At 62.1% G+C, this 25,924-nt stretch carries 22 protein-coding genes; 5 read left to right on the forward strand and 17 right to left on the reverse strand.

Going from position 1 to position 25,924, the window contains the following annotated elements; all coding sequences use genetic code 11:
* The first annotated feature begins 339 nt into the window (after positions 1-339).
* Complete coding sequence (arcD, locus tag NR164_RS02665) at positions 340-1,830, forward strand: arginine-ornithine antiporter (protein ID WP_256822250.1); 1,491 nt, start codon at positions 340-342, stop codon at positions 1,828-1,830.
* A gap of 88 nt (positions 1,831-1,918) precedes the next feature.
* A complete protein-coding gene (locus tag NR164_RS02670) occupies positions 1,919-2,461 on the forward strand; it encodes an Hsp20/alpha crystallin family protein (RefSeq protein WP_017845784.1) in 543 nt (180 codons plus the stop codon).
* Between the two features lie 323 nt (positions 2,462-2,784).
* Here the strand turns inward: NR164_RS02670 and NR164_RS02675 are convergent, their stop codons facing one another.
* The 3 genes from NR164_RS02675 to NR164_RS02685 form a co-directional block, all read right to left on the reverse strand.
* On the reverse strand, positions 2,785-3,039 hold the full coding sequence (locus NR164_RS02675; protein WP_017845783.1) for an Lpp/OprI family alanine-zipper lipoprotein: 255 nt from the start codon (positions 3,037-3,039) through the stop codon (positions 2,785-2,787).
* Positions 3,040-3,155: 116 nt separating this feature from the next.
* Positions 3,156-4,943, reverse strand: a complete 1,788-nt coding sequence (gene polX, locus NR164_RS02680) for a DNA polymerase/3'-5' exonuclease PolX (RefSeq protein ID WP_256822251.1) — start codon at positions 4,941-4,943, stop codon at positions 3,156-3,158.
* Positions 4,940-5,473, reverse strand: coding sequence for a c-type cytochrome (locus tag NR164_RS02685; protein WP_165933311.1), 534 nt, complete (start codon positions 5,471-5,473; stop codon positions 4,940-4,942). Before NR164_RS02685 ends, polX begins: the two co-directional genes overlap by 4 nt.
* 275 nt (positions 5,474-5,748) lie before the next feature.
* Between NR164_RS02685 and NR164_RS02690 the strand changes: the two genes are divergently transcribed.
* Positions 5,749-7,095, forward strand: coding sequence for an erythromycin esterase family protein (locus NR164_RS02690; RefSeq protein WP_102618215.1), 1,347 nt, complete (start codon positions 5,749-5,751; stop codon positions 7,093-7,095).
* Positions 7,096-7,116: 21 nt separating this feature from the next.
* On the opposite strand, the gene NR164_RS02695 is transcribed toward NR164_RS02690, so the two are convergent.
* The 6 genes from NR164_RS02695 to groL form a co-directional block, all read right to left on the reverse strand.
* Complete coding sequence (locus tag NR164_RS02695) at positions 7,117-7,806, reverse strand: phosphoribosyltransferase (RefSeq protein WP_256822254.1); 690 nt, start codon at positions 7,804-7,806, stop codon at positions 7,117-7,119.
* A gap of 44 nt (positions 7,807-7,850) precedes the next feature.
* On the reverse strand, positions 7,851-8,735 hold the full coding sequence (locus tag NR164_RS02700) for a universal stress protein (protein ID WP_256822256.1): 885 nt from the start codon (positions 8,733-8,735) through the stop codon (positions 7,851-7,853).
* 47 nt (positions 8,736-8,782) lie between these two features.
* Entirely contained in the window at positions 8,783-9,178 is a 396-nt protein-coding gene (locus NR164_RS02705) for a hypothetical protein (protein ID WP_026139877.1), read from the reverse strand.
* Between the two features lie 30 nt (positions 9,179-9,208).
* Positions 9,209-9,820, reverse strand: a complete 612-nt coding sequence (locus NR164_RS02710) for a Spy/CpxP family protein refolding chaperone (protein WP_256822257.1) — start codon at positions 9,818-9,820, stop codon at positions 9,209-9,211.
* 126 nt (positions 9,821-9,946) lie between these two features.
* Positions 9,947-10,507 carry a nitroreductase gene (locus tag NR164_RS02715; RefSeq protein ID WP_256822258.1) on the reverse strand — a complete coding sequence of 187 codons (561 nt, stop codon included), beginning with the start codon at positions 10,505-10,507 and terminating at the stop codon, positions 9,947-9,949.
* A 54-nt stretch (positions 10,508-10,561) separates the two neighbouring features.
* Positions 10,562-12,181 (reverse strand): chaperonin GroEL, encoded by a 1,620-nt coding sequence (gene groL, locus NR164_RS02720; protein ID WP_256822259.1) that lies wholly within the window; start codon positions 12,179-12,181, stop codon positions 10,562-10,564.
* A 253-nt stretch (positions 12,182-12,434) separates the two neighbouring features.
* On the opposite strand from groL, the gene NR164_RS02725 reads away from it, so the two are divergent.
* Positions 12,435-12,932 carry a BCAM0308 family protein gene (locus tag NR164_RS02725; protein WP_017845773.1) on the forward strand — a complete coding sequence of 166 codons (498 nt, stop codon included), beginning with the start codon at positions 12,435-12,437 and terminating at the stop codon, positions 12,930-12,932.
* 14 nt (positions 12,933-12,946) lie between these two features.
* On the opposite strand, the gene mgtA is transcribed toward NR164_RS02725, so the two are convergent.
* A complete protein-coding gene (gene mgtA / locus NR164_RS02730; RefSeq protein ID WP_256822260.1) occupies positions 12,947-16,528 on the reverse strand; it encodes a magnesium-translocating P-type ATPase in 3,582 nt (1,193 codons plus the stop codon).
* Positions 16,529-16,725: 197 nt separating this feature from the next.
* Here mgtA and NR164_RS02735 point away from each other — a divergent pair, with 197 nt between their 5' ends.
* Positions 16,726-17,295 (forward strand): GNAT family N-acetyltransferase, encoded by a 570-nt coding sequence (locus NR164_RS02735; protein ID WP_236255115.1) that lies wholly within the window; start codon positions 16,726-16,728, stop codon positions 17,293-17,295.
* A 21-nt stretch (positions 17,296-17,316) separates the two neighbouring features.
* Here NR164_RS02735 and NR164_RS02740 read toward each other — a convergent pair whose 3' ends face one another.
* The 7 genes from NR164_RS02740 to NR164_RS02770 form a co-directional block, all read right to left on the reverse strand.
* The gene (locus tag NR164_RS02740) at positions 17,317-19,005 is read right to left on the reverse strand and encodes an HAD-IIB family hydrolase (RefSeq protein WP_046484227.1); all 1,689 of its coding nucleotides are present in this window, start codon (positions 19,003-19,005) and stop codon (positions 17,317-17,319) included.
* Positions 19,006-19,042: 37 nt separating this feature from the next.
* Positions 19,043-19,768 (reverse strand): dienelactone hydrolase family protein, encoded by a 726-nt coding sequence (locus NR164_RS02745; RefSeq protein WP_177033227.1) that lies wholly within the window; start codon positions 19,766-19,768, stop codon positions 19,043-19,045.
* A gap of 296 nt (positions 19,769-20,064) precedes the next feature.
* Positions 20,065-21,198, reverse strand: a complete 1,134-nt coding sequence (locus tag NR164_RS02750) for an NAD(P)H-hydrate epimerase (protein WP_256822261.1) — start codon at positions 21,196-21,198, stop codon at positions 20,065-20,067.
* Positions 21,199-21,264: 66 nt separating this feature from the next.
* Positions 21,265-22,701: an NAD(P)(+) transhydrogenase (Re/Si-specific) subunit beta gene (locus NR164_RS02755; RefSeq protein WP_017845767.1), complete on the reverse strand. Its 1,437-nt coding sequence runs from the start codon at positions 22,699-22,701 to the stop codon at positions 21,265-21,267.
* 9 nt (positions 22,702-22,710) lie between these two features.
* Complete coding sequence (locus NR164_RS02760) at positions 22,711-23,052, reverse strand: NAD(P) transhydrogenase subunit alpha (protein ID WP_017845766.1); 342 nt, start codon at positions 23,050-23,052, stop codon at positions 22,711-22,713.
* Entirely contained in the window at positions 23,049-24,188 is a 1,140-nt protein-coding gene (locus NR164_RS02765; protein WP_046383386.1) for an NAD(P) transhydrogenase subunit alpha, read from the reverse strand. Before NR164_RS02765 ends, NR164_RS02760 begins: the two co-directional genes overlap by 4 nt.
* Before the next feature lie 63 nt (positions 24,189-24,251).
* Positions 24,252-25,634 (reverse strand): NAD-dependent succinate-semialdehyde dehydrogenase, encoded by a 1,383-nt coding sequence (locus NR164_RS02770; RefSeq protein WP_017845764.1) that lies wholly within the window; start codon positions 25,632-25,634, stop codon positions 24,252-24,254.
* Between the last annotated feature and the right edge of the window lie 290 nt (positions 25,635-25,924).

Raw genomic sequence — 25,924 nt, forward strand, 5'->3', positions numbered from 1 at the left:
TGAGGTTACAGGGAACCTTGCCCCAGGTTGGCCTTATCCTGGCATCCACGGGGCGCGGCTGCTTGACCTTCCTCAATAAAATGTTCCCGTTACGGTTCAGGGCGTTCCTGGCGCATCAATATCATCGACGAACAACACTTTGGCGTTTAACGACGAAAACACCCGCGAAAAAATGTTTTTTGAAAAACAATTCAATCAGTTAAGTATTGCGACTGATCCGCAGACACTTACATCTGATCTAAATCAACCAGACCCAGCCCCTTCGCGCAGAAATTAGATGCAGCAGTCGCACCCTCGCATTCGACGGTGCAGATACTCACGTTTTCGTGGAGGCTCGTCATGGCTACGCATCTGCAAGGCTCTCAACCGATCGTCCCGCCGGCTGTCCAACCCGTGGCAGGCAGTCTGCGCAAGGTAGAACCCAAGCGCTTGTCGCTGAGCTTGTTGATTGCCCTGGTGGTCGGTTCGATGATCGGCAGCGGCATTTTCAGCCTGCCGCAAAACATGGCCGCCAGTGCGGGCGCCGGTGCGATTCTGATCGGTTGGTTGATCACCGGCATCGGCATGCTGTCGCTGGCGCTGGTCTATCAGACCCTGTCCAACCGCCAGCCCGCGCTGGACAACGGTGTGTTTGCCTATGCGCGTGCGCTGGGTGGCGAATACCTGAGCTTCAACTCCGCCTGGGGTTATTGGATCAGTGCCTGGATCGGCAACGTCAGTTACCTGGTGATCCTGTTCGCTGCGCTGAGTTACTTCTTTCCGGTGTTTGGCGAAGGCAATAACAAGGCGGCGATCGCCGGTGCGTCCGTGGTGTTGTGGGCGTTGCACTGGATGATCCTCAGGGGCTTGCGCACCGCTGCGCGGGCCAATGCGTTGACGACGGTCGCGAAGATCGTGCCGTTGCTGTTGTTCATCGGCCTGGTGATCGCCGCGTTCCAGCGTGAAACGTTCACTGTCGACTTCTGGGGCTCGCCAGCGTTGGGCAGTACGCTCGATCAAGTCAAAAGCACGATGCTGGTCACCGTTTGGGTGTTTATCGGGATTGAGGGCGCCAACGTGTTTTCTGCCCGTGCGGCGGAGCGGGCCAATGTCGGGCGGGCCACGGTGATCGGTTTTGTCATCACGTTGTTGCTGCTGATTTCGGTGTCCTTGCTGTCGCTGGGGGTGCTCAAACAACCGGAACTCGCCGCCTTGAAGAACCCCTCGATGGCGGGCGTGCTGCAGGCCGCGGCCGGGCCATGGGGCGCGGTGCTGATCAGCATCGGCCTGATTGTTTCGGTCGGCGGCGCCCTGCTCGCCTGGACGTTGCTGGCGGCCGAGTCGGTGTTCACGCCCGCCAAGGAAAAGGTCATGCCTGTCTCGCTGGGCGTGGAAAACACCCAAGGCGCGCCAGCCAATGCGCTGTGGCTGACCAACGGCTGCATTCAATTGTTCCTGCTGCTGACCTTGTATTCGAGCGCTACCTATCTCGCGCTGATCTCCCTGGCCACCTCGATGATTCTATTGCCGTACCTGTTCAGCGGCCTGTATGCGCTGAAATTGACCTGGAAGGGTGACACCTATGCCGGCCACCGCGCCCTGCAATTGCGCGACATGGCCATCGCGGCGGTCGCCACGCTGTATTGCATGTGGTTGCTCTATGCCGCCGGGCCGAAATATATGCTGCTCAGCGCCCTCCTCTACGCCCCGGGCTCGTTGATCTACCTGGGCACCCTGCGCGCCCGTCAGGGACAAGCGCTCAGCGGCCCCGAGACCGGCCTGTTGATCATCATCTGGGCGGCCGCGGCCTATGCCGGCTGGATGCTGTGGTCGGGGACGCTGACCTTGTAACGATGGGCTTGCCCCCGTGTTCTGTCCTGGCAGGCCGCGCAGAGGCCGTTCTGCTGCCTGCCTTCTATCTGAAGAGGAGTACCGAAAGATGAGCAATTCCGCAAAAAAAATGCCGGTCACTACCGAACATAAATCCGACCAGCATCCCATGACGACAGACCTGTGGCGGCCGCTGGAAAAACTGCGGCAACAGGTGGACCACCTGTTTGATGACTTCAATCTCGGTTCCGGCCTGTCGCCCTTCAGCCGGGGGCTGTTCGACGTTGAACCGTTCTGGCGTCGCGAGCTGATCGGCCATGGCATGCCTGCCGTGGACATCACCGAGAAAGACAAAAGCTACGAGATCACCGCCGAAGTACCCGGCATGGATCAGAAAGACATTGAGGTCAAACTGTCCAACGGCAGCCTGATCATCAAAGGCGAGAAACAGGAGGACAAGGAAGAAAAACGCAAAGGCTACCATCTTAGCGAGCGTCACTACGGTTCCTTCGAGCGGGTGTTCAACCTGCCCAAAGGTATTGATGCCGATAAGATCGACGCGAGTTTCAGCAAAGGCGTGCTGTGCATCTCGTTGCCGAAAAAGCCAGAAGCCATGAAAGCGGATAAAGTCGTGCCGATCAAAGGCGAATGAATCCCAGGCTGCACTGCCCCTTGGCGGGAAACCGACAAGGGGCTTTTTTTTATCTGCAGTGGTTCAACGCTTCATCCCCGGAAAATATCGAACAGCTCGATCTTCAAGAGCGTGCGAATGCACAGGTAACGCCTGCCGAACGTCAGCCTAAGCCACATGTTCAGCGGCAGTCCGTTACGCGAAGAGATGATAGTCGGGGAAAACCAAGCCAATGCTGTTGAGTCGACGCGCAGGTGCCAGATGTGCTGCCTGGCAGGGCTGGTTGCAGGCCTGCGGCTGTCTTGCAGCAAACCCGACGATGTGTCGGGTGCTGCAACCGTTCACTATTTGCGGCTGGCTTTTTCGAGCATCCGGCTGGCGCGCTCATTGGCCTGGTCGGCAGTCTGTTGCGCCTGATTGGCCGCCATCGCCGCCTGCTCCGCTTTCGAGTAGGCTTCATCGGCTCTGGCGCGTGCCGACAGCGCAGTGCTTTGAGCAGCCTCCAGGCGTGCATCCAGTTCTTTGGCCGGTTTGTTACTGCAACCAGCCGATAACGCGAGGAGGACGCTGAGCAACACTACGGGTAAACGCATATTCATGGGTATTCTCCTTGAGGGTCGTAGCAGGAACGCTCCGGCTACGGTTCAAGTATCCGGCGCCGTCGGTGCGGGGCTCTGATTTTTGTCAACTTTCGACCAAGAATCAGACCGAACCGTCAGTTCCCGGCGCCTTGCGCACGCCCGCCTGCCGTAGCAGCCAACAACGACTTCAGCGCGCTCAGCGAACGGGTATTGAGTACATCGCCCTTTTCCAGCCAGGCACGCCGGGCTTGCGCGACGCCGTAGCGCAAGTACGCAAAATCCGCGGTGCGCTGGGCATCCGAATTGATGCTGATCAGCACGTGTTGGTCTTTGGCGTATTGGCATTGAAGGTCGAACAGGTCCATGCGCTGGGGTTGTGCGTTGAGCTCCAGGCAGCAGCCGCGTGCAGAGGCGGCCCTGATGACGGCCGACAGGTCCATGTTCAACGGCGCGCGCTGATTGATCAGGCGACACAGCGGGTGCGCCAGTAGCGTGAAATAGCGATGATCCATGGCCCTGAGCAGGCGTTGCGTCTGTTGCCGCAGTGTCAGGTTGAAATGCATGTGGACCGCGCCCACCACAAGGTCCAGACGAGCGAGGACAGTGTCTGGCAGCCCCAGGCTGCCATCTTCCAGGATCTCGACTTCAACCCCCTTGAGCAAGGTGATGCCGCGCAGGCGGGCGTTGAGCGCATCGATCTGGTCGATCTGCTTCAGCAGCCGCTCGCTGTCCAGGAAATGATCGGTGATCGCCAGGTATTCCAACCCGGCTTGCTGCGCGGCCAGTGCCATCTGTTCCAGGGTATTGGCGCCATCCGCGTCGCAGGTGTGCGCGTGCAAGTCACCCTTGAGATCACTCACTTCCACCAGCCTGGGCAAACGCCCGCTGAGTGCCGCCGCGACCTCACCGCGATCTTCGCGCAGCTCCGGCGTGATCCACGGCAACCCCAGGGCCTGATAAACCGAGACCTCCGTGGCACCCGCCAGGCGTTCCTCGCCCTTGAACACGCCATACTCGTTGAGCTTCAGGCCCTGTTCCCGCGCCTGCTTGCGAATCGCAATGTTGTGCGCCTTGCTGCCGGTGAAATACACCAGCGCGGCGCCCCAGTCCGCGGGCTTGACCACCCGCACGTCGACTTGCAGGCCGGAGTCCAGTACGACACTGGCCCGCGTGCGGCCTTTGACCAATACGGTGGACACCTCCGGGTGCTTGATCAGGTGTGCAGTGACCGCCACTGCGGGCGCTGCCGCCACCAGGATGTCGATGTCGCCCACGGTATCGCGCATGCGCCGCAGACTGCCGGCCAACCTCGCGTCCTCGACCCCGGGCAGTTGATGCAGATACTCGATCAACTGCAGCGCCACGGGCTCGACAACGCCCAGCGGCAACCGGCGATCCTTTCCGAGCCCCTTCTGCGCGGCGCTCAATAAGCGCGCCTCGAGCCTTTCGCCAAAACCGGGCACGTGGCGGATGTGGCCCTGCTCGGCGGCCTCGCACAGTTGCTGCGCGGTTTCGATTCCCAGGCCGTGATACAGGTGTTTGATGCGTTTGGGGCCGAGGCCGGCGATGGACAGCAGTTCAACCAGCCCAGGCGGCAATGTCGAGCGCAGGCGTTGCCGTAGCGCACAATCACCGGTGCTGGCGATTTCACTGATCTTGGCCGTCAGATCGACGCCGATACCCGGCAGTTTCGGCAAGGTTTCCCCACGTGCGATGAGCGGCGCCAACTCGACCGTCAGCGCCCTCAGCGTGCGCGCCGCAACCCGATAAGCGCGGATGCGAAACGGGTTGGCGTCATCGATTTCGAGCAGGTCGGCGATATCGTCAAACACCGCGGCAATGTCCTCATTACTCACCGCCCGCGAGCGCTTGACCGTCGACGTCGGCGCGCTGGGCGCCTGCGGTACGGCCGTGAGCTTCATGGCCCCAGCCTGGCCATGTAATGCGCGACTGCCTCGGCATCGGCGTCCGACAGTGTGTGCGCAATCTGGCTCGTCAGGTCACCGCGCTCACGCAGGTCGGCCTGTTGAAACACCTGGATCTGGCGAATCATGTAGGCGGCATGCTGGCCTGCCACGCGTGGGGTCTGGCCATGGCCCCGGCCCTCGGCGCCATGACAGGCGCTGCACTGAGCGATGCCGGATTCCGGCACGCCGTGGCGAAAGATCAATTCGCCCCGCGCGTCAGGCGTTTCGGCTTCAGCCTGCATGGCCGGCTGTTTTGAATAGTAGTCCGCCAGTTCAGTGATCTGCGATTCGGTCAAATGGGTAAAGCCCCACATGTATTGAGTCGAGGCTTTATCCATGCGCGTATGGTTTTTGAAATCCGTCAACTGCTGCTTCAGGTAGTCTTTTTGCTGGCCGGCCAATTTGGGAAACAACGGCGCTACCGACTCCCCCGTCAGCCCGTGGCACAGCGAACACACGTCGTTTACCAAGGCCAGCGCGGGCATGGATGCGGTTTTTTGCGATGCCCGGTCGCGGGTGTCGGTACAGCCCACAAGGGCCACCACACAGAGGGCAAGCGTCAGGTGTGATCGATTGATAGAGCACCTCATATCACAAGCCTCCATGAGCAGCGTCGGTAGCCGGCGCGTAACGGGTTCAGCCACCTTGGCTCAAGGCCGTGCCGGCTTTATTGACAAAACTCAATGATTCACCTGAGTCAGGGTGTAGGAATAGATAAACACTGAACCGGACGACGGCCGTGAGCACACCCGCCCAACGCATGCTGGATAAACACTATGGCGCGTCTCGGCAGGTCGATAGAGCCGCCATCGCGGCGGTCCTGCGCCAATTTGCCGAGCCTCTGCCGGCGTTCGATTCTGCGGCGTTCGGCGAAATGTTCGATCGCTACGCGGATGCGCGGGTGGTGCTGATCGGCGAAGCCAGCCACGGCACCAGCGATTTCTATCGCGCCCGAGCCGCCATCACGCAGCGCTTGATTGAGCGGCATGGCTTCTCCATCGTCGCCGTTGAGGCCGACTGGCCCGATGCAGGGCATGTCGACAAGTACGTCCGAGGGCTGGCCCCGTCGGCCTGGAAACGCCATATCTTCAGCCGCTTCCCCACCTGGATGTGGCGCAACGCCGAGGTCAAAGCCTTTGCCCACTGGCTGCACCGCTACAACCATCAACGCGCCAGTGCAGACCGCGTGGAGTTCCGTGGCCTCGACGTTTACAGCATGCGCAACTCGATCCATGAGGTGCTGCACTATCTGGACAGCGTCGACCCGCAACTGGCCCAGGAAGCACGGCGGCGCTACGGCTGCCTGACGCCCTGGCAGGATGACCCGGCCTTGTACGGTCACTTCGTCGAACGCAATGGCCTGATGCCCTGTGAACCGCAGGTGGTCGAACAACTCAACGTGATGCTGGCCAAGCAATTGGCCGGGCTCATCCAGGATGACGAAGGGTTTTTCAACGCCACGCAAAACGCCCGCGTGGTGCGTGCGGCGGAACAGTACTACCGCGCCGTCTATCGCGGCTCGACCGCGTCGTGGAACCTGCGTGACCGCCACATGTTCGACACCCTGCGCGCCCTGCTGGAACACCGGGGCCCGCAGGCCAAAGCGGTGGTCTGGGCGCACAACTCGCATATCGGCAACGCCGCTGCCACGGAGATGGGCTGGAAGGGCCAGTTCAACATCGGCCAGCTGTGCCGCAGTGCCTATGGGCGCGACGCCGTGCTGATCGGCATGAGCACCGACCGTGGCCACGTGGCGGCGGCCGACGATTGGGACGCCGAGATGCTCATCAAGGCGGTGCGGCCTTCCCGTCCCGACAGTTGGGAGCATCAGTTCCTCGAAGCCGGCGTGCCGGCGTCGTTGACCGACTGGCGCGACCCGCAGCGCGCCGAGCTGCGCACGGTGTTGTCCGCCACCCTGCTGGAACGCGCGATTGGCGTGATTTACCGGCCCACAACCGAACGCGACAGCCACTACTTCGAAGCGGTACTGGCCGAACAGTTCGACGCCATGCTCTGGTTCGAGCAGACGCAGGCGGTAAAGGCCCTGGCACTGCCCAAAAACGAGGAGCTGGAAGCGGAAGACGAAACCTTTCCGTTCGGTGTGTAAGGCTCACCTGGCGCGACGCATCTACAGCGGGTGCGCTTCAGTCGATTCGCGTTGCCAGGCCCGCTGCAATAACTCAATGACCTCTGCATCGGTGGTCTGGGGGAAGTTCGAGTACCAGTAACCGATGGACATCATCCGCTCAGGAATCAGCGGGCAGATCACTTCATTGACGATGCAGCGCAGGGTCTCCACCGTATCCAGCGGCGCGACCGGCACCGCCACGACGATCCGCGCCGGGGCCTGCACCTGCGCCGCCTGGATCGCGGCGAGCATCGAGGCCCCTGTGGCCAGGCCGTCATCGATCAGGATGACCACCTGATCCTTCAACTGCAGCGGCGCCCGCGTGCCCCGGTAAACCTGCTCACGGCGCGATAACTCGCGAGTTTCGCGGGCGACCACCGAGTCATAACTGTCTTGATCAATCGAATGAGCCCGCAGCACCTCTTCATTGCGGATCTGGATACCGCCACTGGCGATGGCGCCCATGGCGAATTCGGGTTGGGACGGCATGCCGAGCTTGCGTACCACCATCAGATCCAGGCGCACCTGCAGGGCCGTGGCCACCTCATACGCCACCGGGACGCCGCCACGCGGCAAGGCCAGGATGATCACGTCGGGGCGGCGGGCGTATCTGAGCAACGGCTCCACCAGGCTTTGACCGGCCACCGACCGATCCTGCCAGAGCGTTTGCAGCGAAGGGCTATAACTCATGGGTCACCTCATCTGTGGTTTCATTGCACACCGCCTTTGCCGCGCTAGACCGCCAGTACGCCGCAAGGCACCTGATAGAGAATGTGTTCGGTGGTACTGCCCAGCAGCTTCTCGATGCCGTGATACTGGACCCGGCCCATCACGATCACATCCACCTGGTGTTCCTTGGCGAATTGACTCAACACCGCAACCGGATTGCCCAAAACGAAGTGATGACGATCGGAAGGCACGCCATAGTCTCGCGCCAGTTCGAGGAAGGTTTTTTCCTCCTTGCTCGCCAGGTCCTTACTGAGATTGGACAGGGCCATACCGCCCATGTCAGCCATGTAGATCGTCGACATATCGCAGGCATACAGCAGGTGCAGCTCGGCATCGCATTGCAGCGCCAGGCTGGTGGCCTGCTCAATGATGCGCTGGTTCAACGCGCTGTTGGCCGGCTGAACATTCGACACGTCAACCGCTGCCACGACGATGCGCGGCAAGGCATGCCCACCACCGCCGACCAGATAGACCGGAATCGGACACTCGCGCAGCAACTGCCAGTCCAGCGGGGTGAAGAACGCGCGCTTGAACGCGGACTCTTGCTGCACTTGTTTGATCAACAGATCGGGCTGCGTCTCGGTGACGTAATCCAGGATGTCTTGCTTGAGGTTGGTGGCCCAGGCCACCTGGGCGGTCACGTTGAGCCCCAGGGCGTGGAGATTCTTGGTTTGGGCGTTCAGCCAGTCGCGGTGGTCCTCGAGGTAGCTGGCCCGGGCCTTTTCACGCACGTTCTCGGCCAGTAGTAACAAGATGTCCAACGGTGCTGCCAGCGCGACAATATGCAGGCTCGCGCCGCTGGCCTTGGCCAGGGCGGCAGCATGGCCGATTGCCGGGGAGTCACGCAGGGCGGGATTGATGATCAGTAACAAACACTGGTATTGGCTCATGATCTGGCTCCAGGGAGGAATGAAAAACAGCCCACGCGTCCACGGTCTTAACGGATGGGGCCAGGCGGCGGCGTCGCGGGAACCATGCGCCATCCCTCAGGACACTGGCGTACGCTCGGGTAATAGCCTTTGGCGGAATCGCAGTAGTACCAGGCCGATGGCGCGGCCGTGACGGGCTGAGGCTCGACCACCACCGTCGGCGGGCTGGCCGGGTAGTAGTACGTCGGGGCGGGATAGTAATAAACCGGATACGTCGGGTAGTAATACGGCGTGGCGATGCGCGCGGCTTCCCAACCCAGTCCCAGGCCGAGGCCAAACCCCCACCAGCCCGGCCCGCCCCCGTGCCCACCGCCATGCGGCCCGGCATGCGCCGGCAATGCAACGGCGGCAGCCAGCAGGATGAACCCTGTCAGCACGCACTGTTTTACTGAGTCACTGTTCATGATGTTCACCCAGGAGGCTCGCGAATAGCATTACGGTTGGCTGGTCGGGTTGAGCCCGCCGCACCCTTGCGGCCATGCCATGTGCATGGGCATGTGCATGGGCATTCGCCAACCGTCCTGATCGGCGATGCGGTGATGCATCACCGTCCAGAACAGATCGAAGATGGTTTTTTGCTGGGCATCGAGGGCATCGTAGAAGGTTTGGGTGCGTGCCTGAGCCGCGTCCAGACGGGCCAGTTGCGCCTGCATCCAGCTGGTTTGCGTGCGCAGGCGCTCTATGCCTTTGGCCATTCTCTGCGGTGTTGTTTCGTCCTTCAGCGCTTGTCTGGCATTTGCCTTGTCAGTAGCGGCTGGGTTGTCGTTTTCCACTTGCTGATTGGCGTCTGCGATGACGCCTGCGGCCCAGGTTTCCCAGGCGGGCATTTGCTCCGGCTTGAGACTGAGCTTGCCCTTGAGTTCTTCCAGGGTCTGCTGCGTATGCTTGACCCAATCGAAATTCGAGGCGTGACGGAACATACCGCCCTGCCCTGGCCCTAGCCCTAACCCTGGCATCGCGGGGTTGGCAAATGCGCCGGTGGACGGTAACAGCAGAACACTTGCCGCGATCAGCAAGCACTGGCCAAGCAAGCGTGGCTTGTTCATTTCAGCTCATCTCAACGTCGTGGGTTCAATCCGAGCATAGGAGCCGGCCTGGCGGGCGATCTGATCCACGTCAGAAAACCGAGACACCGGTCAACCGCTGGATCAACGGTAGCCCTGCCTGGGGCATCAGCCTATCCAATGGATCTCTGGGGTCTTATGCACGATGGGCGCGGGCACAGACTTCGGGTGCCCCACGATAATCGGTGCCACGGGTATCCACTCGGCGGGCAGGCCGAGCGCCTGCTTACCCTGCGGCGTATTCAGAAAGCCCTGGGCGAAACCGATCCAGCACGTCCCGAGCCCCTCGGCATACGCCGCGAGCATCAGGTTCTCGGCCGCCAGGGCACAGTCTTCGACAATCCACTGATTGGGCGCGTTGCCCGAGATCAGCACCAGGACCGGCGCGTGGTAGAAAATCTGAAAACTGTCCTCGCTGAGCAACGCTTGGAAATGGCTGGAGTGCGTTCCGGCGGGCGTGGTGGCGAGCATCCAGGCCCTGGCTTCGCGGGAAACCCGCTCCAGCAGCGCCTGGTCGCGGATCACCGTGAACGTCCACGGTTGTTGGTTCATCGCGCTGGGCGCCTGGGCGGCGGCATCGATCAAGCGACAAATGAGTTTTTCATCGAGCGGTTCTGGCGTGTAGTCGCGTGTCGAGCGCCGGCCGGCGATTGCCTTGGTTACGTTCATGGGTGCATGCCTCCATCAGGGCGATTCAAATCGAAGCAAGGCGCGAGCAGGCGCTCAACCTTCAGGGAACGACGGTTGGGCTGGCGGTTCTTTTTCTGGGATATCGGTAATGGTCGCTTCGGTCAGCAGCAGGATACTGGCCACGGAAACTGCATTTTCCAGGGCAATACGCACGACTTTGGTCGGATCGATGATGCCGGCTTCGTACATGTCGACATAAGTATTGGCGGACGCATCAAAGCCAATGTTGCCCGGCTCCGCCAGCATGCGCGCAACGACCACGCCGGCGTCCACCGCCGAGTTTTCCGCAATGCGCCGCGCCGGTGCTTCCAGGGCCCGGCGCAGTATCTGCAGGCCGGTGCGGACATCGCCCTCCTGCCGGGTTTCCTCGGCGGCGATCAGCGGCACCGCTTTGAGCAGCGCGAGGCCGCCGCCAGGGACAATCCCTTCGGTGATCGCCGCGCGGGTCGCCGAGATCGCGTCATCCAGGGCGTCCTTGCGCGCTTTCATTTCGGCTTCGGACGGCGCGCCGACCCGGATCACCGCGACGCCGCCGGACAGCCTGGCCAGCCGCTCCTGCAGCTTTTCACGGTCGTAATCGCTGGTGGTAGCCGCCATTTGCCCGCGGATCTGCTGCAGGCGCGCGTCGATCGCGGCGCGTGTACCGGCGCCGCCGATCAGCGAAGTGCTGTCCTTCGACACCACCACCCGATGGGCCCGCCCCAACTGCTGCAGGTCGACCTGTTCGAGGCTGATCCCCAGTTCGTTGGAGACCACCGTGGCGCCGGTCAATACGGCCATGTCCTGCAGCATGTCCTTGCGCCGGTCGCCAAAGCCTGGGGCCTTGATCGCCACGGCCTTGAGCACGCCGCGGATGTGGTTGACCACCAGCGTGGTCAACGCTTCGCCTTCGATGTCATCTGCGATCAACACCAGGGGCTGACCGCTTTTGGCGACCTGTTCCAACAACGGCAGCAAGTCTTTGAGTATGCCGATCTTGTGGTCACAGAGCAGCAGGCAGGCATCGTCGAGTTCGACCTGCATTTTCTCGGTGTCGGTGACGAAATAAGGTGAGACATAACCCCGGTCAAAGCGCATGCCCTCCATGACCTCGACCACCGTTTCGGTGGTCTTGGACTCTTCGACGCTGACCACGCCTTCAACGCCGACCTTCTCCAGCGCGTCGGCCACCAGTTGACCGATGACCGCGTCGTTATGCGCCGACAGCGTCGCCACCTGGGCTTTTTCCTTGGGCGTGCTGACGGGGCGGGACTGCGCCGCCAGCGACTCGACGACCAGCAGCAGGCCCCGATCCAGGCCGCGTTTGAGATCGATCGCGCTGGCCCCCGCGACCACGTTGCGGATGCCATCGGCCAGGATCGCATGGGCCAGCACCGTTGACGTGCTGGTCCCGTCGCCGACCGCGTCACCCGTGCGTTCCGCGGCCTGGCGCAGCATTTGCGCGCCGAGGTTCTCCTCGGGGTCCTGCAGGTCAATGCGTTTGGCAATCGTGACGCCATCGTTGCAGACCGTCGGGTTGCCCCACTTGTTCTGCATCAACACCGACTTGGACTTCGGCCCCAGCGTCACGCGCACCGCGTCCGCCAATTGGGTGGCGCCGCTGAGGATCTTCTCGCGGGCAGCCGCGCGAAACACGATTTTACTGTGAGCCATCAGGGTGCTCTCCTCTCACGTCGACGGAACTTGCATGCTTCTCTGAAGTGCCTGCGGCGAGGTTGACTTTTATCAACAAACTCACACCCCTTGCCGACGCCCGCCGCAACGCTTACACCGGCGGTCGCCGGGCGCTCTGCGAGTTGACAAAAATCAACCCGCTCGGGCGGAAACAGCGTCCAAATCAACCTGTGAAATCCACCCGATCGTCAACACGTGGGTTTGCCCCTCTCGATGCGTCAGGAGAAACACCATGGACAAGTATCAGCAGAGTCAGAAAAACAAGCTGTTCAAAACGCCGCCCCATGATCCCTATTGCTTGCCGCGGGTTGAAGGTTCGGCGGTGTGCCCGCAGTGCGACGCGGTGTATCAGGCCGGGAACTGGACCTGGAACCGACCTGAAAACGCGGTGGTGCATGACGCGCAAACCGTCACCTGCCCGGCCTGCCGCCGCATCGCGGACAACATGCCGGCCGGCACCCTGATGCTATCGGGCGGCTTCTTGCAAAAGCACCATGATGAAATCATCCACCTGATCGAAAACACCGAAAAAACCGAAATGGCCGAGCATGCGCTGGAGCGCATCATGCGCGTGACGGAGGTGGCGGACGACCTGATGGTGACCACCACCGGCATTCATCTGGCCAATCGCCTGGCGCATGCACTGGAAGGCGCATTCAAAGGCAAGGCGCAGTACCGCTACGGTGATAGTCAGTACGGCGTGAACGTCACGTGGGCACGTAACGAGTAACCCCTCACGCCACGCTACGGCGCAGCGCGAGCGCGGCTCAACCGCTGGCGACGGTAAAAGAGCCGCTTGACCCATTCCGCCGCGCCCATGTAGGCCAGGCTGATTGCCAGCACTGTCAGCAGGATCGGCAGTGGCAAGGGCACCAGGCCGAACCAGGACGCGATCGGGCTGTAAGGTAGCCCGACGGCCAGCAGGCCGATGGCTGCGGCGCTGAGCAACAGCAGTGTGGCCGGGCGGCTTTGGTAGAACGGGCGGTAGGTTCGCACGATGAAGATTGTCAGCAGTTGGGTCAGCAGCGATTCGACGAACCAGCCGCTGCGAAACACTTCCGGGCCCTTTTCCGCCAGCAGGTACAGGGCCGCGAACGTGAGCACATCGAACAGCGAACTGACCAGCCCGAACACCACCATGAAGGTGCGGATTTCCCTGATATTCCAGCGGTGCGGGGTGTTTTCCCATTCGCGGTCGACGTTGTCGCTGGCGATCCCCATGGAGGGGATATCGGACAGGAAGTTGTTGAGCAGTATCTGCTTGGCCAGCATCGGCAGGAACGGCAATACCAACGAAGCCAGGGCCATGCTGATCATGTTGCCGAAATTGGCGCTGGAGACGATGGAAATGTACTTCAAGGTATTGGCAAAGGTATGCCGGCCCTCTTCGATGCCTTCGCGCAACACGTCGAGGTTGTGCTCCAGCAACACGAAGTCGGCGGCCTGCTTGGCCACGTCGGCGGCGTTATCCACCGAGATCCCGATATCGGCGACTTGCAGCGCCGGGGCATCGTTGATGCCATCGCCCATATAGCCGACAACGTGCCCGGTCTTCTGCAGGGCGCGGATGATGCGTTCTTTCTGGTTGGGGTCGACCTCGGCAAAGAGCGTCGTCAGTGGCGCCAGGTGCATCAATGCTTCGTCTTTCATGGCCGCCAGCTCGGCGCCGGTGATGATGCGCTCTACGGGCAGGCCCACGGCCATGCCGACATGGCGGGCGACCAGATGGCTGTCGCCACTGATGATCTTGACTTGCACACCCAGGCGCTCGAGGTTGGCGAGAGTGTCTTTCACCCCCGGCTCCGGCGGGTCGAAGAACAACAGAAAACCGCGGAAGGTCATGGCCTTTTCTTCATCCCGGCCGTAGTGCGGCTGGTCCGGCAAGACCCGCGTGGCCAGGCCCAAAACCCTGAAGCCCTGCTCGCTCCAGTCGGCGAAACGCTGCGCGATGGCGGCCCGCTCGGTGTCGCTCAGCGCCAGCAACTGTTCGCCGCGGCGCACCTGTGTGCAAACCTCAAGCACATTGTCCAGCGCCCCCTTGGTCACCATCAGCCGGGCGGCCTCAGGCGCATTCGCGACCACCACGCTCAGGCGCTTGCGCACGAAGTCATATGGCACTTCATCGAGCTTGCTCGCGCCGGGGCATGGCGCCAGGGTTTTGCCGGCCAGGGTGATCGCATCGTCCATGGCGTTGCGCATGCCGGTCTGCAGGCTGGAGTTGAACACCGCCAGTTGCAGGATCGTGGCATCGGCATTGCCCGCCAGATCCATGGCGCCGTCCAGCACGACGACGCCGCGGGTCAGCGTACCGGTCTTGTCGGTACACAGGATGTCCATCGCCCCGAGGTTTTCAATCGCATTGAGGTGACGCACGATGACCCCTTTGGCGGCCATGCGTTGCGCGCCTTTGGCCAGCGTGATGCTCAGGATCGCCGGCAACAGTTCCGGCGACAGCCCGATGGACAACGCGATGGCAAACAACAGGGTGTCGAGCGCGGGACGATGCAGCAGGATATTGATGCCGAACACCACGATCGTGATCACCAGCATCACCCGCAACAGCAAGCTGCCGAAGCGACGCAGGCCGCGCTCGAACTCCGTCTCGGGCGGGCGCAGCGTCAGGGTCTTGGCAATGCGCCCGATCTCACTGTCCGAGGCGTAGCGCGTGACCAGCACCTCGGCGGTGCCGCTGCGCACCGAGGTGCCCATGAACACGCAATTATGCCGCTGCCCGAGCGTGGCATCGGCGGCGCAGTCGCCCGGCAATTTTTCCACCGGGAAGGTTTCGCCGGTGAGCAGGCCTTCACCGATGAAGCAATCGAGCGCCTGCAGGATCCGACCATCGGCCGCGATCAGGCTGCCGGCGCTGAGTATCAGGATATCCCCCGGCACCACCTCGCTGGCGGCGATGTCCACGGCCTTGCCGTCGCGCCGCACCGTGGCGCGCAGCGCGATCTTGCTGCGCAGTTGCTCCACCGCCGTACTGGCGCGATTTTCATACCAGGCGCTGAGAACCGCGCTGATCAGCACGATGCAGCCGACAATCGCCGCATCCAGCCAATCCCCCACCACCACGGCGACCAGCGCACCCACGATCAGGATCAGCACCAAGGGCGTCCGCATTTGCTCCAGCACCAACCGGGCCAGGCCGCGCGGTCGGTCTTTGGGCGTGGCCGGCGCGCTGCGCACCCGCGCGTTGGCGTCGGCCTCGCTCAAGCCCTGCGGCGTGCTGTGCAGGCTGCTGAACACCTGGCTGACTGGCGGGCTCCAATAATCGCCGGTTGCCACGCGGGTGGGCGGCTTGACGTTGGATCGCCATTCACGATGGGCCAACCAGAGGCCGGGCAGCATCGGCAACCAGAACGTCAGCCCGCGGAATAACAACGTGGCGGAAAGCGCCACCGCAATGTTCACCCCCACCCAATGCAGCGTGACCACCGCCGCCGCTTCAAAGGCGCCGAGCCCGCCCGGCACAATGCCGATACTGCGCAGCACGCTGGCCAGCATAAAACCGGCAAACAGCCCCAACGGCGGCGCGGACACACCCAGCGCGCGCACCAGCACCCACAATGTGGCGCTGTCGAGCACAATGATCACCAATTCCAGCAAGGTAATCCGCCAGAGTAACCCTTGGCTGCGTACCAGTTGCTTGTCGGCCCCGGTGAGCAATGACGCAATTCTGGCGACAATCGGAAAATGTCGCCCCGGCAAATGCGCGACCAGGCGCCGATTGCCGGCCAGCCTTGGCGTGACCACTGCCAGCAACAGGCTGACGGCAACGAACACCAGGCACGCCGTCACCACCGCAGGCGTGGCATGGCCCTGGAAGATCACCACCGGTAACGCCACGCCGACCGACACTGCATAGGCCAGGAAATACCCGGACAAATCCAGCACCAGGCTCGCCAGCACCAGCGGTTTTGCGAACCCGAGGCGGACGAAGGAGGCCACGACCGCAAAGGCGCCGCTGATGCCGGAGGACGGCAGGGCCTGATCGACAAACAGCTTCATCACGCTGAGTTTGCCTGCCTCCCAGAGTGAAAGCGGCTGCGTCCCGGCCCTGAGCACCACCCGAAAGACCTGCCCTTGCGCCATATACGTCAGGACTTGCAACGCCAGGGCGCCGACCAGCCACAGCGGCTCTGCCTGGGTCAGCAAGCGTGTGAAGGATTCGACGTCGGTGAATTGCAGCGCCACGCCGACCACTGTCGCAAACATCGCGGCGCCGAGCAGCCACGTCAGCCACAGCGCGGAACGGCTGTAATGCTGTTCCTCTTCAGGTACAGCCGGATCGATGAAACCAGCAGTGGGCGGTTTGACAGGCATGCCGTGCCCCTGAGCGAATCAGCAGAGAGTCCGATTCTGGCGCGGCCTGCGCGGGGCCGTTTGATCCAAGTCAACCTGCCCCTGGACGATCGGTTAGTCCGCATCACGCTTTCTGACCTTGATCAATACGCCTGCTGCGCATACCCCTCAGTGTGAACAAGGCCGTTCTTCGACCCCACTGTGCGCTGGAGCCCCCCATGCTAGCTAATCAACACACTGCGGCTCTGATTGCCGAGATGGATAAAACCTCGCCCGCCGAGCATTGGCTGGAAAAACTGCACGACGGAACGCATGTGCTTATCCGTCCGTTGTCGACGCACGATCACCTGGGCCTGCTGCATTTTTTCCAGCGGTTGTCGCCGCTGTCGCTGCGCTTCCGGTTTTTGGGCGCGGTGACCCATGTCGATGCGAGCGCAATCGATACACTGCTGAGCGAGTCAGCGCAGATCAGCCGCGGCTACCTGGCCTTGATCCACCATGACGGCGAGTTGCAGGTAATCGGTGTCAGCCGCTACCGGCGTGCCACCGATCAGGACGAACAGTGCGATTGCGCGGTCGCCGTCGCCGACCCGTGGCTGCGCAGGGGCCTGGGCCGTTTATTGCTGGGGCATCTGATCGATGCCGCCAAGCGTGAGGGGTTTCACAAAATGTGCTCGACGGACCTGTCGACCGATTACCCGATTCATGGCTTGTACAAGCAATTGGGTTTTACCTCGGCCTATCTGGGCCGGGATTTTGATCGCATCGTTCACGAGCTGGAACTGTAGACGCGCACGCCGCCCGACCATTCACTGCGGTTCCAAGTGGTAACGCGATTGCACCAGGTGCGCGATCTGTTCCTGGGCATCCCGCAGCGGTACAGATGCATCGTTTTCAAGCAGACGGGTTTCGTTGGCCAGCACGTCGTCGCGGATCACCTCGCGAAACCAGTTGGAAAAGTCCCCGGCCTCGCGGTGTTGGCGGAACGCGGGATCGTCCAGGCGCGCAAGCGAAGACAAAAACTCCGCAAGGTTCGAAGCGCGCTGGTCAAGGCTGGGAAAGTAGAATGCATGCCAGGCGCCCACATCCCCGACCGCATACTTGCCGCTGTGGCGATGATGTTTCTGCTCGGGTTGCTGCTGCGCCATCAGCACCACGTCGCCGCCATGACGAACGTCCCACAGACAGAAATAGTCGGGCGCGGATGAGCGCGCCGGGAATTCGGGGCAGCGTCGCTGCGTATGCTGGGCGTAGCGTTGGACCAGTTCGCGGGCGGTGCTGCCCAGGGTCACCAGTACGTCTACCGCGTCCAGCAGCGACGGGCAGACTTGATCGAAGTCCAGGGCAACGATGATCGCCCCCATATTCGCCAGAAACCCCGGAGGCCAAGCGGCGCAATGGGGCAGCATGTAGTGGGCCTCGTCCACGACCATCCAGTACGGGCGGCCGGTGCTGCTGCGTAGCTGCTGGATAAACGGCAGTAATTCGCCGAACAGCTGCACGCGGGCGGCCGGGTCCAGGGCCAGGGTGCTCACCACCACGTTAAGCCGCGCCTGTAACAGGTGATGCAACGATTCTTCGGTTGTCGGCGGAGTGGTCAGGCCACCGACCGTGACCGCACCGTCCAGCGACAGATAGTCGCCTTCCGGATCAATGATGCAGAAGCCCTGGTGGGCCTCGACCATGCGTTCTGTCAGCCAGGTCACGTAGCTCGACTTGCCGGAGCCTGAATTGCCGATCACCAGCAGCACTGATTCCGGCGGCAACCACACCTTGCGTGCATCGGCGGTCCGCCCCAGTTGCACGCCGATACGCTCGACCGGCACCAGCGCGGCGTCCTTTTGCAGCAGCATGTCTATCAGCTCGCAGACCCCGCGCCCGTGATCCTGGCTCAGGCAGATGTCCGCGCGGGCCTTGATTGAGTCGATCGCGTTGTTCACCGCCGCCGCACAACCGCAGATCGCGAGAAACGCGTGGTCATTTTCGGCGTCGCCCACGCCGACCACATTCAGTTCGCAGATGCCCAGCCTCAGCAACGCGGCACTCAGCCCCGAGGCCTTGTTCACCCCCGTCGGCAGGACCATGATCGCGTCCTTGTTGAACGTCATCTGCAGCTCCAGGCCCAGCTCGCGAATCGAGCTGATCACCGCGTCCTCGAACGGATGCCAGGTGGCGATGACGGACCTGCCGACGGACAAGGATGAAACCCCTTTGTCGCGCAGGCGCTCGACCAGTTCGGTGGAGGCCGAATCGGCGATGAGTTCCTCGGTGTCAGTGCGCGGGTCGTACAGGAGCGCGCCATTCTCCACGACCACCAGGTCAAACAGATCGAGCTGGGTAAAATGATGCTTGAGCGCCTGCAACTCCCTGCCGGTAATCAACAGCAACTTGCGACCGCTAGCCTTGAGGCCGGCAAGCGCTGTACAGACGTGTTCGGGAACATTGCCGTTTTCGGCAATGGTTCCGTCATAGTCGACCGCCAAGGCTAAGAAATGCATGTTCGCTCCATGACGGGTTGGGTTGTACAGGCCCGCGCTAAGAAGATGAAACCTTGCCATTGATTCCAGGCAGAGGCTCGCTGGGCAAAGGTTCCTTGTGCAGGTACTTTTCGAACCAATCGCCGGTCAGCCTGGCTACGTCCGCCAGGGTGCCCGGCTCTTTGAAAAGGTGCGTCGCGCCTTTGACGACCTCCAGGCTTTGCGTGCAGTGCAACGCCCGACTGGTCCGCACATTCAAGCGCAGGATCATCGGGTCTTCCGCGCCCACCACTTGCAACGTCGGCGCTTTGACCTCGCACAACGCCTGGGCGGCCAGATCGGTGCGCCCGCCTCGACAGACCACCGCCCGCACACCGCCCACGTGAGCCGCGGCGACCAGCACGGCGGCGGCGCCCGTACTGGCACCGAACAAGCCCATGGCAAGTCGGCGTAATTCAGCGTCTCGGGCGATCGCGTCGATGACCTTGACCAGTCGATCGGCGAGCAATGCAATATCGAAACGCAGCACACCGGTCAGGTTATCCCAGCGCTGCTCTGTCCTTGTCAGCAGGTCGATCACCAAGGTGCCCATCCCGTGGCGCGCCAGGTACTCCGCGATAAAATGGTTACGCGGGTTCGAATGACCGCCGCCACTGGCATGGACGAGAACGACCAGGCTTTCGGCGCCTCGCGGCAATCGCAGATCACCGGCCAATTCATAGCCGGTAAAGTTAAACTTTTTGTATTGAAGCTCAGATACTGCAACACCGCAGTGAGAGGCCATTAGTTGAATACCTTCGTATATAACCTTTTCGAGGGGCAAGGTACTTCAAGAGTGGCTTCATCTTTCTTTTTGATTGTTCGTCAGGTCGATGGATTGGGCATGAACGCCTATCAGGTTAAAACCGAAAAAAGCCCGGCCTGCTCTGTTGGATACACGACGATGACCTGAAGCCTCTGGGGGGTAAACTGCGCTTTTCCGGCAAAGCGTACTTGATAAATATCAAACGCACGGCCATCCACGTTTCAAATCGGACATTTGACGTGCAATACACCACTCGCCGACATGTCCACGGACAATCAGCCGTACAGTCGACGCAATAACCCAGGTAAAAGATGCGGCACTTCTTTGGCCAGTAACCCTGGGCCGAATTCGGCAGCGGCCACATCATGCAACCACACGCCCGCTGCCGCAGCCGGAAAGGCCGGCATGCCCTGGGTCCGCAGCCACCGAATAATGCCGCCCAAAAGCTCGCCAGTAGCGGCCGAGGGCACACTGCAATGGATCACGGCGCGGCCATCGGGGCAGGCAATCACTGTGTCACTGCCGCGATGCACAACCACAGCCGAGCCGTGCTGGGCAGCGGCTCGAGTGCGGGTCAGTTTGTCGCCGACGAAGTCGAACATCCGCCGAAATTCGCTCTCGTGAAGGGTCAGCACCTGCGTGGCATCCGCCGCAACGACCGGTGGGTGCCCCGCGACGGTATCGAGACCGGCTCGCGGTAAATCGGGCAGCCACAACCCAGGGTGATTCTCAAATGCCTGGGGGACGATGGCGTCGAGCACCGCTTCGGGCGTGCCAATATCGGCCACAATCACTTCGCCACACAGATCGCGCCCCGGTAACAGCAGATGCCCCGGCTTTTTGCGAAAAAACGTCACCGTCAGCACCGCCGCCACCGCGCCCAACGACTCACCGCTATCGCCCATCACTCCGCTGGGCGTGTCGACCGCGACAATCGGCACCGTACCACGGCCAGCCGCAGCCAGGGTGTCCAACACCTGCCCCTCCAGCGCACGGGCGAGACCGGCGCCGAACACCGCGTCGACAATCAGCTCGGCCCCTTCAAGCACCGCGGGGCTCAGGGCTTGAACCTCGCCCGGCCAGCGCTGTGCATGTTGCCCGGCTTCGCCTTTCAGCGCGGCGCGACTGCCCCACATCGCCACCCGCACTGGCCAGCCCGCTTGCGCAAGCCGGTACGCGCAGACAAAACCATCGCCGCCGTTATTGCCCGGCCCGCAGAGCACCAGCAGCGGCCGGGGTGTCCAGCGCCGCTGGATTTCGTGTGCCACCGCCGCGCCGGCATTGCTCATCAACTCGAAAGACGACACGCCGGCAACCACCGAAAGCCGGTCGGCTTCCGCCATCTGGCGCACCGTCAGCAAGGCCGCCTGGCGCGCGCCGTTATCGAGGTCGGGGCTCAACGTGTTCATGCTTTTCACACTCTCGATCGCTACTGAAGTCACTCACCGCCTGCGCGGTGACGTCGCCCCGCTTGGTTACCCCAAGCCTCTGACCGCCTCGATCATCTTGACCAGGACGGCCTGTGCATCGCCGTACACCATGTTGCAGTTTTCCGCATAAAACAGCTGGTTCTGAATACCAGCATAGCCCTTGCCCTCCCCGCGCTTGACCACGTACACATGATGAGCCTTGTCCACATCCAGGATCGGCATGCCGTAGATGGGCGAGGCTTTGTCGCTGCGCGCGGCGGGGTTGACCACGTCGTTTGCTCCGATCACCAACACCACATCGGTGTCGGCGAAATCGGTGTTGATGTCGTCCAACTGGAAGATCAGGTCGTAAGGCACACCGGCCTCTGCCAGTAGCACGTCCATTTGTCCCGGCATACGCCCCGCCACCGGGTGGACCGCGAATCGCACAAGCACGCCGTGGGCCTGTAACAACTTCACGAACTCATAGAGCTTTTGTTGGCCCTGCGCCACGGCCAGGCCATAACCGGGCACGATGATGACTTTATTGGCGTACCGCATGGCGACGCCGGCATCACTCGCCGCCGTCGGCTTGAGCTCACCCACGATCGCCGCGCCTTTGCGCACGGGTTGGCCGCCAAATCGGGCAAACAGCACATGCGCGACCGTGCGATTCATGGCCTTGGCCATCAGCAATGTGAGCAGCACACCCGCGGCGCCGACCAGCATGCCGGCGATCATCATGGCCGGAACCTGCAACACAAACCCTTCCAGGCCGACCGCCAGGCCGGTGAAGGCATTGTAGATGGAGATGACCACCGGCATGTCGGCACCGCCGATGGGCAATGTCATCAGCACACCAAACAACAGCGCGCAGCCGAAGAACACACCGATCAACCACAGCACGCCGTTCAACGAACCGTGTTCGGCGTGCATGACCACCATCAGCCAAGCGCCTACGCACAGCGTCACCAGCATCAGCAAGGCGTTGATCAGTTGCAGGCCTTTCATGTGCAGCGGCTTGTTGATGCGGCCATCCAACTTGGCCCAGGCAATCAAGGAGCCGGATAACGAAATCGCACCGATCAACGCGCCAAACAAGGTGCCGGCCAATGCCGAAAGGTCGAACACTCGGCCCCCGAACAACTCCATGGCGGCGATCGCGGCGGCGGCGCCCCCGCCCATGCCGTTGTATATCGCGACCATCTGCGGCATGGCGGTCATGGCCGCCTTGCGCCCGCTCCACCACGCTGCGCCACCGCCCAGCAGCAGCGCGACGAGCGCCAGGCTGACGTTGACAGGCAAATGTGGCCGGGCCGCCTCACTCACCGAAAATACGTAGAGAAAACTCACGATAACGGCGGCCGCCATGCCCCAACCGGCGACATGAATGCCACCGGCCGCCGTGACCGGCGAAGACATGCGCCACAACCCGAAAATCAGTAGAAAAGCGGCGAAGAAATACACCAGCCCTATCAGCCACTGCGACGTCATAATCAACATGGTCAAACCTCAAACCTTTTCAGGCTTCCGGGTGGCAGAGTGATGAGCTTTGCGCCGCTTGGGTTCCGGCGCGCTGGTCTGGAACATCGCCAGCATCCGGCCCGTGACGGCGTACCCGCCCGCGGCATTCCCCGCGCCCAGCAACACCGCGACAAAACCAGCCGCCTGTTCGGCCACGCTCGCCGCATCGAGCAGGCCGATAAGCCCGCCGATCACCACGATGCCATGGATAAAATTCGAGCCCGACATCAACGGCGTGTGCAGAATCGCCGGGACCCGCCCGATGATGACCCAGCCGGCGAACGCGGCGAGCATGAAGATATAAAGCCCGACGAAGCCAACACTGTTCATGAGGTCTTCTCCTGGGTTGCGGCATCCGCCGGGTTCAGCGAATGCATGAGTTTGCCGGCATGGGTGAGTACCGTTTGCGCCAGAATCTGATCGTCCCAGTCGATGCTGATGACGTTGTTCTTCAACATCAGCGCCAACAGGTTGAACTGGTTTTTCGCATACAGCAGGCTGGCGTCTTGGCTCAAGGATGAGGGCAGATTCAACGGCGCCATCAGGGTTACCCGACCGATCGTGACGGTCTGTCCAGGCACGCAGCCTTCGCAGTTGCCGCCGCCTTCGGCGCCAAGATCGACGATCACCGCGCCAGGTTTCATCCCGGCAAGCTGTGCGGCACTGATCAGGCGCGGGGACGGCCGCCCCGGCACTGCCGCCGTGGTAATGACCAGGTCCGCCTGTTGGATATGCTCCGTCAGCACTTGAGCGACTTGGGTTTTCTCTGCCTCACTCAGCTCCCGTGCATAGCCGCCCTTGCCTCGCGCATCGACCCCGACATCGACAAACTCGGCCCCCAGGGACCGCGCCTGTTCCGCGGTTTCCGGGCGCACGTCGTAGCCCTCCACCACCGCGCCCAGACGATGGGCAGTCGCGATCGCCTCCAGCCCCGCCACGCCCAACCCCAGGACCAATACCCGCGCCGGCCCCACGATACCCGCCGCGGTGGTGACTTTTGGCAGGATGCGAGACATCTGCACCGAGCCCAGTTGGACCGCATAGTACCCAGACAACGCCGATTGACTGGACAGTGCATCCATCGACTGGGCCCGCGTGATGCGCGGCAGGCGCTCCATGGCAAAACACGTGATTTGGCGCTCCAGTAAACGTTGCACCAAGGCCGGATTCTTCTGCGCATACACAAAACACAGGAGTACCGACCCGGGCTTCATCTTGCCTACGACTTCCAGCGAAGGCGCCTGCACCGCGAGAAGCACATCGGCCTCATGCAGCCACTGTCCGCCGCTGGACACGAACAGCACATCCGAATAAGCAGCGTCCGGCAAAAAACTCGCTTCACCCGCCCCCGTCTGCATATGAAGCCTTGCCCCCAGCGCGCATAACTTCGCGCAGAGGCCAGGCACGAGGGCCACACGTCGTTCGTGCGGGTGGGTTTCTTTCAGCACAGCCACATTGACGTACATCGCGCGCTCCGTTGAAGGCACCCGCGCATGGCCGGGCACCCGGAATGTAAACAGGACAAGGCTTCAGACCGGCGCCTGAGCCAACACGTAACGCACCAGTTTTTTATTCACGAACTGCTGGATACCCATGTCGCCCAACTCGCGGCCATAGCCGGAGTCCTTGATGCCGCCAAAGGGCAACTCGGCATCGCTCCAACTGATGTTGTTGATGAACATCATCCCGGTCTCGACGCGACTTGCCACACGACGCCCCCTGTCCAGGTCACGTGTGAACACCGAGCCGCCCAGGCCGAAGTCGGAGTCGTTGGCCAGGGCGATCGCGGCGTCTTCGTCCTTGACGCGGAAAAACAGCGCCACCGGGCCGAAGAACTCATCCCGGAACGCCGGGTTTTCAGGGGCGATGTCAGTGAGAATGGTCGGCGTCATAAAGGCGCCGGGGCGATCGATACGTGTGCCCCCGAGCAGAACCTTCGCTCCGTGATCGGTCGCCGTGCGAACCTGCCCGAGCAACTGCACCAATGCCGCTTCCGAAGACAGCGGGCCCAGGGTCGTCGCTTCGTCCATGGGATCGCCGGGTTTCAGCGCCGCGAGCCCGGCCTGAAAGCCCTTCAGGAACGCATCGGCGACCTTATCCACGACAATGAAGCGTTTTGCCGCGCAACAGGTCTGCCCGCAGTTGTACATCCGCCCCCAGATCGCCCATTTGACGGCCAGCTCCAGGTCGGCGTCTTCCAGCACAATGAATGCGTCGCTGCCGCCCAGCTCCATGGAGGACGGTTTCAGGTTCTGCCCGGCCCAGGCCGCCAGGCTGCGGCCCGCGGCGACACTGCCGGTCAGTGCAACCCCGCGAACACGCGGGTCATCGACCACCTGTCTGGACTGCTCATGGGAGATCGACAGGTTGGTATACAGCCCGGCAGGCGCGCCGGCTTCGAGCAGGATTTGCTCGAAGGCCATCGCGCATTGAGGCACGCAACCGGCATGCTTGATCACCAGCACGTTGCCTGCCATCAAATGCGGACCGGCCACGCGAGCCAACTGATAGAACGGAAAGTTCCACGGTTCGACCCCAAAGATAACGCCGATGGGACTGCTCTCCATGTGCGCCTCGCCTTGGCTCGGCTCCAGCGCTTGCGGGGCCAGGAAGCGTTCCGCGTTCTTGGCGTAGTACGCCATGATATCGGCGCTGAATTTGACTTCGCCTCGGGCCTCGTCGATGCGCTTGCCCATTTCCAGCGTGATCTTACGGGCCAGGGCATCGAAGCGCTGATGCATCAATTCACCGGCCTTCGCGATGATCGAGGCGCGCTGGGCATACGTTGTGTGTTTCCACGTCGCATAGCACTGCGCCGCAGCCGCCAGTTTGTGCTCCAGTTGCTCAGCCGTCAGCGTATCGAATTGTGCGAGCAACTCGCCGTTGTATGGATTGATCGTTGTATAAGCCATAACGGTTGCCTTCCCATGAGATTGAGTTAACCAACGTCAACCGGCTACCTTCAGCCGCCGTCCCCACGAACCGGCATTACGTTGGCCTGAATGCATTCAGCTGGCTAGCGTCGGAAACTACTTACGTCTCCCCTCTTGAGCCCAGGCCAGAGCCTGAAGAGCGGGCACTCTAACGGTGCCTTCGGCGCACTTCGTTGGCGCAAAGCGCGGTGATGTGAACCGAAAGGCGGCCTGAACAAGGCGCTCAGCGTGAACGGCCTGCTCGCTCGCGATCAACCGAGCGGTTTAGA

This window comes from Pseudomonas sp. Pse79 (assembly GCF_024519615.1).
Classification (GTDB): Bacteria; Pseudomonadota; Gammaproteobacteria; order Pseudomonadales; family Pseudomonadaceae; genus Aquipseudomonas; species Aquipseudomonas veronii.